We start from the raw sequence: 13,076 nt of genomic DNA on the forward strand, positions 1-13,076 counted from the left end.
GTTAATTGCTAGTGCGCAATACGCTGGCTGAACGAGCCCGCTGCCGATACCAGCCGCACAATGTAGATGCCCGTGGGCAGTGCGCGCAGGTCGAGCAGCCAGCGGCCGGTCTGGCCGGTTTCGGGCGTGCAGGTTATCTGCTGGCTGCGGCCCAGGGCATCGAACACGCGCACGGTGGCCGGGCCGGTAGCCAGCACTTCGGCGGGCAGGCTGGTGCGCACCACCCACTGGTGGGCTTGGCTGCCTGGGTACACGGCCAGCCCTTCGGCGTTGGCGCTGCCCGGGCGAACAGTCTGTACGGGCGAGTAGGCCGTGGTACCATCGAAATCGACCTGGCGGAGGCGGTAGTAGCTGGTGCCGAAGAGCGGCTGCTCGTCGGTGTAGTCGTAGGTGGTGCGGAGTTGGGTGCTGCCGGCGGCCGCCATTGTGTGCAGCGCGTTGAAGGTTTTGCCATCGGCCGAGCGCTCAACCACGAATTCCTTGCTGTTCTTCTCCGAGGCCGTGACCCAGCGCAGGGCCACGCCCTGCCGCCCGGTTACGGTGGCCGTAAACATCACCAGTTCGACGGGGAGTGGGCCAGAGCACACCGCCAGGCTCTGGCATTCCAGCTCCGAGTTGTTGGTGGCATCGATGGGGCCGGGGCAGCCAGCGGTAAGGCGCAGGGCGCACACGGTGACGAGAGAGGATGCGCAGTTGGCAGCCAGCTTTTTGAAGGCTCCGTTATTGCCGAATACGCAGCCGCCAATGCGCAAGCTGCCCGTGCCGCACAGCGTATTATCGGCCCCACCGCGGGTCAGGTCGATGCTGCCGTTGATAATCACCCGGCTGTTATCAATGATGTCGGAGTTTACCAATATCAGGTTACAGTCGGTTCTAAGCAGGGTGGGGGTAGCCGCCGTGCCCTGCGCCATCACCATCACCTTGGCTTTGTCCACCGTCAGCTGGGCCACGCGCAGGGTGCTGCCCGCGCCCACCAGCAGGTTGGTATCGGTGGGGCCGCCGCTGCCATCGCCCAGCGTCAGGTTGGCTCCGCCAATGAGCGAGCCGCCGCCCAGCAGGGAGATGGAGCCGTTTTTGTCCACGGCGTAGTTTCCATTCAGCACTACGTTAAAGCCGTTGATGACAATGGTCGCGTCGCTATTGGAAACGGGGGCTGTGCTGGTGCATTTTGAGCCGGACACCGTCCAGGTCGCAGGGTCGTAGAAATCGCCGTCTTTCACGGCCGTGAACGTGCATTGGGCCTGGCTGCTAAAAGCTCGCCCAAGCAACAGCATAATGGTCAGGGATAGGTAAGTAATAATCTTTTCCATGGCGTTTGATTGTTAATATGAATATAATGAAAATACGTAATTAAAGTCACAATGGTAAATATTATAAAAAAGATGCAATTTATTGAGCCCGGGTAAGTGATTTGCCGATTTTAGTATATAGCAGGTATGTAAATGCAGAAAGGCCCCCTGCATTGCAAATGCAGGGGGCCACCATGGTACTTTGAGAAGTCTGACTGAGCGTTTGCTGCTCAGCTTAGTTTCATTAATCGGTGATGCTTAGGCCCACACCAGCACCACGGTGCCGGCCAGAATAAGCCCCGCGCCCAGCGCGCCTTTCAGGCTGATGGTTTCGCCCAAAAATGCCACTGCCAGCAACATGGCCAGCGCCACGCTCAGCTTATCGACCGGGGCCACCTTCGTTACCGGCCCCAGCTTCAGGGCGCGGAAGTAGCACAGCCACGACGCCCCCGTGGCGATGCCCGATAGCACCAGAAACAGCCAGGTGCGCCCCGTAAGGGCCGGCAGCCCCGCCGTGGCCCCGCGCGCCATGGCAATGCCCCAGGCCAGCAGCAAAATCACGACCGTGCGAATGGCCGTGGCCAAATCCGAATCGACGCCCTTGATGCCGATTTTGGCAAAAATGGCGGTGAGGGCCGCAAACAGGGCCGAAAGCAGGGCGTAGGGAATCCAGGAAGCCATAATCAGAGGGGAAAAGGAGTGGAGCTTGAAAAGGCACCGGTGACCAATGAAAGCTACGTGCTGGGCGATGATAGTAGCCCGTTAGGAGGTGGAAAACCCTGGTTTGGGAGAAAATAAGGCATCCGGGGAAAGGGCGCCTGCAACCGGAAGTGGCGTGGCTGGCCTCCTACAGGCACAAATCACCATTCAGCTTCCCATGAAAACACCCCGATTACTGGCAGTATTGCTGCTGATTTTAGCCAGCCTGAACAGCTGCACCAAAGATTCAACGGATGTCGACTCTGTCATTGGGGCCTGGTATGGCCGCTCGCAGTTTGAGGGCCTGGCCCGGAGCGGCGCCGTAAGCTTCGTGATTGACGGCAAGGCCTACGTGGGCCTCGGCACCGATGGCACCGACAAGTACACCGATTTCTGGCAGTATGTGCCCGGCACCAATACCTGGAAGCAGCTAGCGCCGTTTCCGGGCGTGGGGCGCTACCAGGCCGTGGCCTTCGCCGCCAATGGCAAGGGCTACGTGGGCACCGGCTACGACGGCCTGAACCGGCTGAAGGATTTCTGGGAATACGACCCCGCAACCAACGCCTGGGCCCGGAAGGCCGACTTCGGCGGCAGCGGCCGCTACAGCGCCGTGGCCTTCAGCATTAACGAAAAAGGCTACGTGGGCACCGGCTACGACGGCAACTACAAGAAAGACTTCTGGCAGTACGACCCCGGCACCGACGTGTGGACCCAGAAGCCCAGCTTCGGCGGCAACAAGCGCCTGGGAGCGGTGGCGTTTGTGGCCAACAACGAGGGCTACATCTGCACGGGCCTCGACAACGGCACGTACCAGACCGATAACTGGAGCTACAACCCCACCACCGAAACCTGGACCGAGCACCGCAAGCTGGAGGGTACCGCTACCAACGGCACCGGCTTCGACTTCAGCGCCGTGCCCCGGGCCTACGGCGTGGCCTTCACCATTGCCAATACCGGCTACGTCACGCTGGGCAGCAAAGACACCCAGCTGCTCAGCTGCTGGGCCTACAGCCCCACGGATGACAACTGGTACCAGAAAACCGACTTCAGCGGGGCCTCCCGCACCCTGGCGGTGGCCTTTGGCCTGGGCGACTACGGCTACGTCGGGCTGGGCGTGGGCGGCAGCATCCGCTACGACGACCTCTGGAAACTGGAGCCCGCTACCGATGTGGACTAAGCGCCCCGCTACCCAGGCGGGCACTTCCTGCGGGAAAGGGCCCGCCACCGGCCGGCCGGCGGGGGCCGGCTGGTGGCGGCGGGGGCTGCAGCTGGCGCTGCTGGCCGTGGCCGCCGCCGCCACGGCCGCCTGCGACCCAGTGGGCAACATCGCGCTCGATTTGCCCGCCACCAGCACCGGCAGCACGGCTTACTACGTCGACACCCTGACGGTGCGGGTGGCCACGGTGCTGCACGACTCGATAGCCACTTCCACCACCGACAACCTGCTGGTGGGCCGCTACCACGACCCGCGCCTGGGCACCATCACGGCCCGCAGCTTTGTGCGGGTGGGACTGGGCGCGACCTACGCCCCCACCACCGACGAAGTGTTTGATTCCCTGGTGTTGGTGCTGAAGCCCGATACGTACCGCTACGGCGACACTACCCGGCTGCAAACCGTGGAAGTGCACCGCCTGCGCGACCCTTTCGTGACGGCCAAAACGTACTACGCCTTCAGCCAGCTGGGCTACGATGCGGCCGTGCTCAACCAGGGCACGGGCACCCGCGCCCTGCGCATCAGGCCCAAGCTGACCACGCTGCGCCTGCGTCTGGCCGATGCCCTGGGCCAGGAGCTGCTGACCGCCGGCAAAGCTCACCGCCTCGAAACCGAGGAGCAGCTCTACAACCAGCTGGCCGGCCTGGCCATTACGCCCGGCGCGGCCGACGATGCGGCCCTGTTCCGCAGCCAGGTGAGCACCGCCGGGGCCGCCCTGAGCCTGTACACGCACCTGCCCCTCGACCCGCTCACGGCCCTCGCGAAGGACTTTACCCTGGCGGCGGGTGCCAAGCATTTCTACCAGGTAGCCACCGACGGCGCGGGCACGCTGCTCGCGCCGCTCACTACTTCGTTGCAGGCGCTCGACGTGTCGCGCACCGCCCAGGAAAGCTACATCGATGGCGCGCTGGGCCTGCAGACCAAAGTCGAGATTCCATACCTGAATAACCTGCGCGCCTTTGGCTCCGGCATCACCATTGTGCAGGCGCATCTGGTGCTCGAAGTGCTACCGGGCTCCACCACGCGCTACCTGCCGCCGCCCGGCAGCCTGGTTCCGTACCTGGCCGGGCGCGGCAATCAGCAGGGCCTGGCCGTGGGGGCCGTCGCCATTCCATATTTGACTAGCGTGTCGACGCTGACCGGCCTGGAAACGGGCTCCTACAACTTCGCCATCACCGCCTATTGCCAGGCGGTGGTCGACCGCACGCTCGACAACGATGGCGTGCTGCTGGCATCGGCCGCGCCCACCAGCCCGGAGCGGGTGGTGCTGGGCGGCCCCAGGCGCAGCGAGAACCGCCTGCGGCTGGAGCTGTATTTTCTCAGCCATTAATTTTCAGCAGCTCATTGCCCGGGAATTGCTAAAATAATTTTGGCGGTTATCAATCAGGTTGTTATTGGCGGGTAGTGAGCCGGTCTGACTGTCTTTCGGGGGTGGTCAGACCGGCTTTTGCGGCCCGGCCCTGCCACTAAATGCGGGCTTATGCTGTTATTGGCCTATGCCAACCTTGCCCGCCCCGCGCCCCGACCTGCTGCGCCTCGACTACGACACCTACCGCGCCCTACCCGCCATTGCCAATTCCGACCTCTCGCGCCTGCGCGATGCCCTCGACGGCCGCCCGCCCCGCCCCCAAACCAGTGCCAACGAAGGCGCCCTGAGCTTTGGCACCGCTTTCCATACCGCCCTGCTGGAGCCCGCCGACTACGTGGCCGGCCAGCCCGGCCTGAACGATACGCTGGTGTGGTGGCTGGTGGAGGGCGTGAAGCTGAACACCCAGCTGGCCAGCCTGCTGGAGCACGGCACTTCCGAAGTGAGCGTGCTTTTCACCGAGCCCGAATCCGACACGCTCTGCAAGCTGCGGGCCGACCTCGTGGTGGCCCACCCCGACGAGCCGTTCACCATCATCGACTTCAAAACCACCGGCGCCCGCGACGCCGACCATTTCCTCTGGCAATGCTCGGCCTACGACTACGACCGGCAGGCCGCCTTCTACACCGATGCCCTGCGCGCCGAGCGATTCCTGCTGGTGGGCGTGCAAAAAAACGAGCCCTTCGGCGTTTTCACCATCGAGGTGAGCGAGCAGATGCTGGCCGAGGGCCGCCAGAAATACCAGCGCCTGCTGCGCCTGCTGAAAGCCCCCGGCACCGCCCCCGCCTTCCGCGCCGAAGCCGTGCAGGCGGCGGTCGATGCGCTGGGCCAGGCCGAGGAAAACCGGCCGGCCGAATAGCCCCCGCATCCCGGCACAATTCAATTGGCCACGAAGCAGACGGAACTGATTGTAAGGCCTTAGGTGTGAAATGCCGGACTGCATAACCACCGGAGCCGAAGGCCAGGCTTCGGATAAGCCAGTAGGGCGGTATTCGCGAATAGACGCAAAAAAGGATTGTTACGTAACTATTCTATCGGGCTGTTGATGCAAAATATTATTTAAATAATGCCTATATTTTTGTCGCCATTCTATTGAACAGTGCTTTTAAATGATAAAGTAATAATAAAGTATTTTATAATGATTTTCAAATACTTAATAATATTATCAGGGGTAGTATGGCTGGGCTTATTTGCTAAAATGGCAATATGATAAGAGCTTTATGGTAATGCTGGATGCTTAAAATGAGTATTTAGTAAAATAATACCATTCACTCTTAAACTCAGTTCCACATGAGTAAACCCGGTACTTTCGTTTGGCTATCGGCCGCTTTCTTCTTTTTCATGTCCCTGCCCGGGCATGCGCAATACGAATTCTTCGATGCGCCCACCGCTGCATCGGCTGGATTGGGGGCCTACCAGCAGAACTTCGATGGGCTGGCCGGTACCAACGCCCTGTTTGTGAGCAACAGCACCCTGCCCGGTGTGTATGCCCGCTACACGCTCGACTACTACGGGGGCGACTTCGAAAACTCTTACAGATGGGGCACGCAGGCCCGACTGGGCCCCGACAACGGCTCGGAGGGGCCCAATGCCTCGTCGGTTGATGCCAATGGTACTGCCCATGGGGCCTCTTGGTACCATTTCGGAGCCACTGGCAGCAGCGACCGCGCCCTGGGCGGTATTGCCGGCACCACCACCGCTAACGGGCAGGGCTATGTAGGCATTCGCCTGAAAAACTCCTCTACCAAGGTCATTGCCAATCTGGAGATTGAGTATGCCATGGAGCAGTGGTTTAACTCCAGCCGCACGCAGGCGGCCGCCGTCACGGTTGATTACCGGCGCAGTAAATCGGCCATTACCTCCGTGTTTAGTGGCAGCAACTGGGAAAATATAGCGGCGCTGAGCGTATCCGCGCCGTCAACTTCTACCGCCATCGCTCCGCGCGATGGCAACGCTGCTACCAACCGCCGGGTGAAACGCACGACCCTGATGGGCCTGAACCTGGCCGTGGGCGAGGAGATTATGGTGCGGTTTGGGTACGACTTCAACTCGGGTACGAACGGCAACGGCCTGAGCATTGATGATGTGGTGATTACGCCACAAACCAACATCTACTATTCGAGCAGCGACGACAAAAAGAAACTGACTTCGAAAAACAGCTGGGGTACCAATATTGATGGCTCTGGCACGGAGCCTGTCAGTTTCTCGCAGGATAACTGCACATACTTCGTGCAGGGCGACAACAAGAAGGCCAAGCGCCTGGCCAATACCTGGACAATCAGCGGGCAAAACTCGAAAATTGTGGTGGGCGACGGCAAAAAGAACAGCTACATGTATGTTGGCTCCAACGACAATATTGTGGGTACAATATTCCTGAGTGACAAAGCCACGCTGGAAATTGAGCATATGAACAACAGCCTGACCTTGGGCTCGCTCGACGCAGGTAGCACCGTGAGCTACATCAACTCGACTAATACGGTCCAGACCATTACCGGCGGCACCTACGGTACACTGGACCTGAGCGACGACGGGCCGCGGACGTTGGCCGGACCGGTGCTGGTGCGTTCTGATTTCAGCTACGACAACGGCGACAAATCGCCGCTGATGTTGAACAGCTACAACCTGCAGCTGCAAAAAGGCGTCGACTTCAATGGCCCCTCCCGTACGGCCCCGCTGCTCGTTACGAATGGTACGGGCAGCCTGGTTCGCACCGTATCGGGCGACAATAAGGCCGTGCTGTTTCCGGTGGGCTCTACCACCACTTCCTACACGCCCGTCACGCTCGTGCAGTCGGGTACCGGCGTGGAAGACGCGTACAGCGTGCGGGTAATCGATGGCATGTATGCCGGCTACACCAGTGCCGGAGCTGGTGTGGGCACGCCCGTAACCAACCAGAACGTGAAAAAAACCTGGTTGGTAGAAGAGGAAGTCCTCGGCAATTCCAACGTGGCCATGACGCTGCAGTGGAACAGCGCGGATGCGGTTACCAACTTTGCCACCAACAAGGCCCACATCAGCCACTACACCAATGGCAGCTGGGACACCACGCCGCTGGCCAGCGCCAGCAGTCCCAGCACGGGCATCTACAAGGTGTCGCGCACGGGCATCACCAGCTTTTCGCCCTTTGCCGTGACTTCGCGCGCCAACCCGCTGCCCGTGGAGCTCACGGCTTTCAGCGCCCGCCGCGAAGGTGCCGCAGTGGCCTGCGCCTGGACTACGGCCAGCGAAAAAAATAGCCGTGACTTCACCGTGGAGCGCAGCACCGATGGCCGCAGCTTCGAGGCCGTGGGAACGGTGGCCGCCGTCGGCAATAGCAGCAGCACCACCGTCTACGCCTTCCACGACAAGCAGCCGCTGGCTTCCCGCGCCTACTATCGCCTGCGCCAGACGGACCTGGATGGCACCATGACTTACCTAACCCCGGTGCTCGTAGATGGCGTGGCACTGACCGAGCCCACCATTGCGCCCAACCCCGGCAGCGGCACTTTCGCCCTGCTGCTACCCACGGGCCTGGCCCTGACCGGCCCGGTAGTAGTGCGCAACGTGCTGGGGGCCGAAGTACTCCGCCTGCGAGCCGATGCCACCACCACGAGCCTGCCGTTCGACCTGAATAGCCAGCCCACGGGAGTGTACCTGGTACAGTACGAAACAGCCACTGGCCGCCGCTCCCTGCGCGTATTGAAGCAATAGTTCTGCGGAGTCGGGACTTGCGCAAATGCGCGATTGCAACAAAAAAGCCCCAGCAGCGCAACACTCATCAGGCTATCAGCCGAGTGTCGCTTCGCTGGGGCTTTTGTTGGTATAATTCAGTAGCAACTGCCGGTATTTGGCCCCTCTGGGGCTCAGCTCTACTTTGGCAGGTTGTCGGTTGGGTGTACGACCCCGCCCCTACATCCCGGAAGCCTCAATCAGCTCAACTTGCCAAAGTAAAGTCACGCTATTTGTGCAAAATTAATTGCACAAATAGCGCGACTAATTGCCTCACCGATACGCTTATTTCTGAGCCAATGCTTGATAAATATGCTACGTGTAAGTCCTGTGCTTTAACCTGAGTTGCGAAGTAGCCGCAGAGCGGCGGCAGATTTGTAGAAAACCAGCTATCTACACGAATAAAGCCGCGTAGCGGTGACAGATTTTCTTGCGTTTCTGTCACCGCTACGCGGCTTTATCCCTTAACCGTTCGCCCTACTACAAACCTGGCGCCGCTCTGCGGCTACTTCGCAGTGTGGGTTAATGGAAAAAAACCGCTTAGTCCGTCGGGCTTTTTACAGTGGTTGCTTCTGCCCAGTTTCTTTCAATAAGCCCTTTCCTAATCAGGAGAGGACTTATTTGTGTTAATTAAAAAAACTTACTAATTAGTAAGTAAGTAGTATATTTGTCCTGAAATGACTACTGCCCCTGTAATCCCCACCATCCCGGCTGATACCCGCACCCGCATTCTCGACCTGGCCGAAGGGCTGTTGCTGGAACGCGGCTTCAATGCCTTCAGCTACCAGCATCTGGCCAAAGAATTGGGGGTGAAGCCGGCCGCTATTCATTACCACTACCCGAGCAAGGACGACCTGGGCATGGCCATTGTGGCCCGGCAGCTGCGGCGCCTGCGCAAGTGGCGCGACCTGCCCCGTGTGGCCGACCTGCCGCCTGTCGCGCAATTCGAAGCCCTGCTGGCAGTGTACGACACGCACCTGGGCCACGAGCGGCGCGTGTGCCTGTTTGGCGCGCTGGCGGCCGATTTCCGGACCCTGCCCGCGCCCATGCAGGCCGAGCTCCGCACCTTCAACCGCGAGCTGACCGAGTGGCTGGCCCAAGTGCTGGCCGTGGGCCGGGCCACGGGCACCCTGCGCTTCGTGGGCAGTCCGGCGGCCAAGGCGGCGCAGGTGCTCATCACGCTGGCCGGGGCCCTGCAAGTAGCCCGCGTGCACGACGAAACGCCCTTTCAGGTAATAGTGGGCCAGCTGCGGTTGGAGCTGCTGACCTGATTCGACTGCTTGTAGCACATGCTTTAGCTTGTGCAGTAATGAATTATTGAAAAATACCTGATGCCGCACAAGCTGAAGCATGTGCTACAATCTTCCGCCCATGACCAATACTTATTCGCCCGCGCATTCCTTATTCATGACCGATGCCCCACTGCCCGCTGCTCCAAAAATCCGTTACCCTTCGCCGCCGCCGGGCTTGCGCTGGCTACGCTGGCAGCTGCGGGTGCAGTGGGCCATCATGCCCGCGCTGGCATTTCGGCAGGCCTGGGGGCTGTTTGTGACGCCGCGCCGCCTGGCCCTTAAGGCCTGGGAAGGCCCCGCCCTGGCCGATGCCCGCCGCCGCACCGTGGCGGCCAGTACGGGCACCGTGGCCGTATATGAGTGGGGCCCGGCCGCCGCCCCGGCGGTGCTGCTGGTGCACGGCTGGGAGCATCGGGCCAGCTTTTGGGGGGCGTGGGTGGCCCCGCTGCTGGCGGCCGGCTACCGCGTGGTGGCTCTCGATGGCCCCGCGCACGGCGAATCGAGCGGCCGGCAGGTCACGCTCACCGATTTCGGTGGGGCCGTGCAGGCGGTGGTGAATACGCTGGGGGCGGTGCGCGCCATCGTGGCGCATTCGTTTGGGGCGGCGTCGGTGGCGGGGCTGCCGGTGCGGCTGCCGGCGGGGGCGGCCTTGCCGCGCCTCGTGCTTATTAGTGCGCCGGTGGGGCCGCGGGTGGTGGCCGAGCGGTTTGCTGATTTCCTGCACCTGCCCCAGGGGGTGGTGGCACGGTTTGCGGCCCACATCGAGCAGAATACCGGCCGGCCCGCCGATTCCTTTGCCGCTGCCGCCTCGGGGCCGTCCATCGGGGCCGAAAAGGTGCTGGTGCTGCACGACGAGGCCGACGAAATCATCCCCTTCGCCGAAAGCCGGCAGATTGTGGCCGCGTGGCCCGGCGCGGTGCTGCACGCCACGCGCGGCCTGGGCCACAACCGCATTCTGCGCGATGCCGGCGTGGTGCAATCCGTGGTGCGCTTCATCGTGTAGCTTTTAGCCCTTTACCGCCAAAACATCTCAACTTTTGTTGTAAGGGAATATCTCACTCATTTTCTTCCTGTCATGGTAAAAGTTGCGCTGTTAGTTCGCCTCGAAGTAAAACCTGGTCATGAGCAGACCGTGGCCGATTTTCTGGCCGGGGCCCTGCCCATCGTCGAAGCGGAGCCCGCTACGACCACCTGGTACGCCCTGCGCCTGGGGCCTTCCACGTTCGGTATTTTCGATACTTTCCCCGATGAAGCCGGCCGCAAAGCCCACCTCGCCGGGCAGGTAGCCGCCGCCCTGGGCACCCACGCCGATTTGTGGGCCAGCCCTCCCCACATCGAAATGGTAGACATTCTGGCCTCGAAAGGCGCGTAAGCACGCCCTTTGCGGCCGTTTCCTATTGGGCCGCGCCGGTGCGCCTGCTGCCCGATAAGATTTTCCCGCGTCCGGGTTGCATACTAAAGCCAGCTGTTCAGGTTTCTGCCTGAGTGGCTGGCTTTTTTGCGTTCATTATTGTTGAGCAATATATGATTCTGTAAATTCTGTAAATAGAATACTACTTATGCTACTGCTGGCTCGCATCGTACAGGCAACCTATTTACCCCTACAACTCATCTGGGAAAGCAAGCGGACGGCTTATCTGCTGAGCGTGGCGTTGGTAACGGTGTTTGTGTTGAGCATCGCAGTGGCCTTGGTCAACTACACCGGCATATTGCAATTGCCGGGCATGTGGGGCCAAATCCATTTCCTGCAAGCCGTGGAAATATCGTTTACGCTGTTGTTGTTTTTTGAAATGGTGAGCCTGGTATTTGTTATTCCAGAATCCATTGCAAATTCCATCGGCAAGCAAATTGAAATTCTGAGCCTGATTTTGTTGCGGTCTTCTTTCAAAGAATTTTCGCACTATAATTTCCAGCTTCCGCTGCAAAGCCAGCTCGAATCGGTGTATAAAATGGTGGCCGATGGTGTGGGTGCCCTGCTGGTTTTCCTGCTGATTTACGTCTACTACGGTATTCAACGGCACCGTTCCATCACGCAGGAAAGCGACAAGATGCAATTCGTATTGTTGAAACAATTCATTGCGCTGCTCGTGCTCGTCACCCTGCTGGGCATGTATGGATTCGATGTTTTTCACATGTTTAGCAGCAGCCATTGGGTGCAGTCTGCAGACCGGTTCTACATGATATTAATTTTTGCCGACCTGCTATTCATGCTCGTGGCCTTCCGGTACACGCTGCATTACCCAGACGTTTTCCGGTATTCCGCCTTCGTGCTGGTGACGGTATTTATCCGGTTTTCGCTGCTGGCCCCGGTGTATTATAACGCGCTGCTCAGCTTGTTTTCCGTGGTATTTGCCATCGCCGTGGCGTATTTCCACAACTTATTCACCGATGGCCGACTGGCGTACCTCAGCAAGCACCAACCCAAAGGCCACGATTGATTTCGGCTGAAATCAGGACGGCGCCGAGCCTCTGCTCAGCGGCAGCGCTAGATGCTGTCCAGGCCCTCGGCGGCAAGCTGGCGCAAAACATCACGCAAGCCGTCGGCGTCACTCATCATCCGGTCGATGTGCTGCACATATTCAGCCTCGGCGCGCAGGTCGCGCTTGAGCTGGCGAAGCTCCAGCTCCTGCTTTTTGCCCGAGGCCATGGCAAAGCCATTGGGGCCGTATTTCAGCTCGTTCATTTCCTGCTTCAGCTGAATTTGCTGCTGGAGCAGGGCGCGGGTGTAGCGGGCCAATACATCATCGGCGGCCGCGTCGGCGGGGGCCGATTCAGCTAGTAGCTGCAGCAGCGTGTAGAGGTCGTCGGCCTCATAAGCCTCGGTGATGCGCTGCATCTGGGCGGTTTTGTCGGCTTGCTTTTCGGGGTCGCGCTCCAGGTCGGGGTGGTGGGTGCGGGCCAGCTGGCGGTAGATGGTTTTGGCGTTGGTTTCGAGCTGCTTCTGGTCGGCCTGCGCGTTGGCTTCCTGCTGGCGCTGGGCCTTGGTTTTGCGGCGGGCGCGGGCGGCGGCGGCAGCCTGCTCATGCGGCGGCAGGGTGGGGTCGGGGACAAACTCCGGGGCCGAATCTGCGGGCTTCTTGCGCTCGGCGGCGGGTTTGGCGGCTGCAGGGCGGTGCCCGGCCGGGGCATATTTACGGATAATGGCCGCTTCATCCTCTCCAAACCGGTCTTCCAGGTTGTGGGCATTGCCCAGAATCACGCCCGTAATCTGGGCTTCTTCCAGGCGGCTGAAGTAGCTCAGCAGCAGGGCTTCCTCCAGTGGCGCATACAGCGCGTGGCGGGCCGCCACCACGGCCGTGGCCGCCGGCCCCACCTGCTGCCAGTAGCGCCGCCGGGCCTCGGCCTGCTCGGCGCGCAGGTCGCGCAGCCGCTCGCGCAGGTTCTCCACGTCCAGAATAGCCTGCCGGAATGCTTGTTGCGCGAGGGTTCCGGTGGGCAGCTCAGTGGTCAGCACCGGGACCGTAATACGGTCGGGATGCGCGGAATCAGGGTTTTTCATCAGCTGCAAA

11 protein-coding genes are annotated in these 13,076 nt (G+C 60.7%); 8 read left to right on the forward strand and 3 right to left on the reverse strand.

Going from position 1 to position 13,076, the window contains the following annotated elements:
* Positions 1-8: 8 nt before the first annotated feature.
* The gene (locus HBN54_RS18185) at positions 9-1,310 is read right to left on the reverse strand and encodes a T9SS type A sorting domain-containing protein (protein ID WP_168674651.1); all 1,302 of its coding nucleotides are present in this window, start codon (positions 1,308-1,310) and stop codon (positions 9-11) included.
* Positions 1,311-1,547: 237 nt separating this feature from the next.
* On the reverse strand, positions 1,548-1,970 hold the full coding sequence (locus HBN54_RS18190; RefSeq protein ID WP_168674652.1) for an EamA family transporter: 423 nt from the start codon (positions 1,968-1,970) through the stop codon (positions 1,548-1,550).
* A gap of 196 nt (positions 1,971-2,166) precedes the next feature.
* Between HBN54_RS18190 and HBN54_RS18195 the strand changes: the two genes are divergently transcribed.
* The 8 genes from HBN54_RS18195 (at position 2,167) to HBN54_RS18230 (ending at position 12,005) form a co-directional block, all read left to right on the forward strand.
* Positions 2,167-3,165 carry a Kelch repeat-containing protein gene (locus HBN54_RS18195; RefSeq protein WP_168674653.1) on the forward strand — a complete coding sequence of 333 codons (999 nt, stop codon included), beginning with the start codon at positions 2,167-2,169 and terminating at the stop codon, positions 3,163-3,165.
* A complete protein-coding gene (locus tag HBN54_RS18200) occupies positions 3,155-4,531 on the forward strand; it encodes a DUF4270 family protein (RefSeq protein ID WP_168674654.1) in 1,377 nt (458 codons plus the stop codon). Before HBN54_RS18195 ends, HBN54_RS18200 begins: the two co-directional genes overlap by 11 nt.
* Before the next feature lie 166 nt (positions 4,532-4,697).
* Positions 4,698-5,426, forward strand: coding sequence for a PD-(D/E)XK nuclease-like domain-containing protein (locus HBN54_RS18205; protein ID WP_168674655.1), 729 nt, complete (start codon positions 4,698-4,700; stop codon positions 5,424-5,426).
* 482 nt (positions 5,427-5,908) lie between these two features.
* Positions 5,909-8,257 (forward strand): T9SS type A sorting domain-containing protein, encoded by a 2,349-nt coding sequence (locus HBN54_RS18210; protein WP_168674656.1) that lies wholly within the window; start codon positions 5,909-5,911, stop codon positions 8,255-8,257.
* Between the two features lie 695 nt (positions 8,258-8,952).
* A complete protein-coding gene (locus HBN54_RS18215; protein WP_168674657.1) occupies positions 8,953-9,546 on the forward strand; it encodes a TetR/AcrR family transcriptional regulator in 594 nt (197 codons plus the stop codon).
* 100 nt (positions 9,547-9,646) lie between these two features.
* Positions 9,647-10,570 (forward strand): alpha/beta fold hydrolase, encoded by a 924-nt coding sequence (locus HBN54_RS18220; RefSeq protein ID WP_168674658.1) that lies wholly within the window; start codon positions 9,647-9,649, stop codon positions 10,568-10,570.
* Between the two features lie 72 nt (positions 10,571-10,642).
* A complete protein-coding gene (locus HBN54_RS18225) occupies positions 10,643-10,939 on the forward strand; it encodes a putative quinol monooxygenase (RefSeq protein WP_070730927.1) in 297 nt (98 codons plus the stop codon).
* A gap of 187 nt (positions 10,940-11,126) precedes the next feature.
* A complete protein-coding gene (locus HBN54_RS18230) occupies positions 11,127-12,005 on the forward strand; it encodes a hypothetical protein (RefSeq protein ID WP_168674659.1) in 879 nt (292 codons plus the stop codon).
* Between the two features lie 47 nt (positions 12,006-12,052).
* Here the strand turns inward: HBN54_RS18230 and HBN54_RS18235 are convergent, their stop codons facing one another.
* Positions 12,053-13,066, reverse strand: a complete 1,014-nt coding sequence (locus tag HBN54_RS18235) for a J domain-containing protein (protein WP_168674660.1) — start codon at positions 13,064-13,066, stop codon at positions 12,053-12,055.
* Between the last annotated feature and the right edge of the window lie 10 nt (positions 13,067-13,076).

Source organism: Hymenobacter artigasi, from assembly GCF_012275535.1.
In the GTDB taxonomy this organism is placed as follows: domain Bacteria; phylum Bacteroidota; class Bacteroidia; order Cytophagales; family Hymenobacteraceae; genus Hymenobacter; species Hymenobacter artigasi.

Excerpts from the sequence above, each read along its gene's own strand:
- HBN54_RS18185 (WP_168674651.1), bottom strand. The coding sequence starts at position 1,310 with ATGGAAAAGATTATTACTTACCTATCCCTGACCATTATGCTGTTGCTT.
- HBN54_RS18190 (WP_168674652.1), bottom strand. The coding sequence starts at position 1,970 with ATGGCTTCCTGGATTCCCTACGCCCTGCTTTCGGCCCTGTTTGCGGCC.
- HBN54_RS18195 (WP_168674653.1), top strand. The coding sequence starts at position 2,167 with ATGAAAACACCCCGATTACTGGCAGTATTGCTGCTGATTTTAGCCAGC.
- HBN54_RS18200 (WP_168674654.1), top strand. The coding sequence starts at position 3,155 with ATGTGGACTAAGCGCCCCGCTACCCAGGCGGGCACTTCCTGCGGGAAA.
- HBN54_RS18205 (WP_168674655.1), top strand. The coding sequence starts at position 4,698 with ATGCCAACCTTGCCCGCCCCGCGCCCCGACCTGCTGCGCCTCGACTAC.
- HBN54_RS18210 (WP_168674656.1), top strand. The coding sequence starts at position 5,909 with ATGTCCCTGCCCGGGCATGCGCAATACGAATTCTTCGATGCGCCCACC.
- HBN54_RS18215 (WP_168674657.1), top strand. The coding sequence starts at position 8,953 with ATGACTACTGCCCCTGTAATCCCCACCATCCCGGCTGATACCCGCACC.
- HBN54_RS18220 (WP_168674658.1), top strand. The coding sequence starts at position 9,647 with ATGACCAATACTTATTCGCCCGCGCATTCCTTATTCATGACCGATGCC.
- HBN54_RS18225 (WP_070730927.1), top strand. The coding sequence starts at position 10,643 with ATGGTAAAAGTTGCGCTGTTAGTTCGCCTCGAAGTAAAACCTGGTCAT.
- HBN54_RS18230 (WP_168674659.1), top strand. The coding sequence starts at position 11,127 with ATGCTACTGCTGGCTCGCATCGTACAGGCAACCTATTTACCCCTACAA.
- HBN54_RS18235 (WP_168674660.1), bottom strand. The coding sequence starts at position 13,066 with ATGAAAAACCCTGATTCCGCGCATCCCGACCGTATTACGGTCCCGGTG.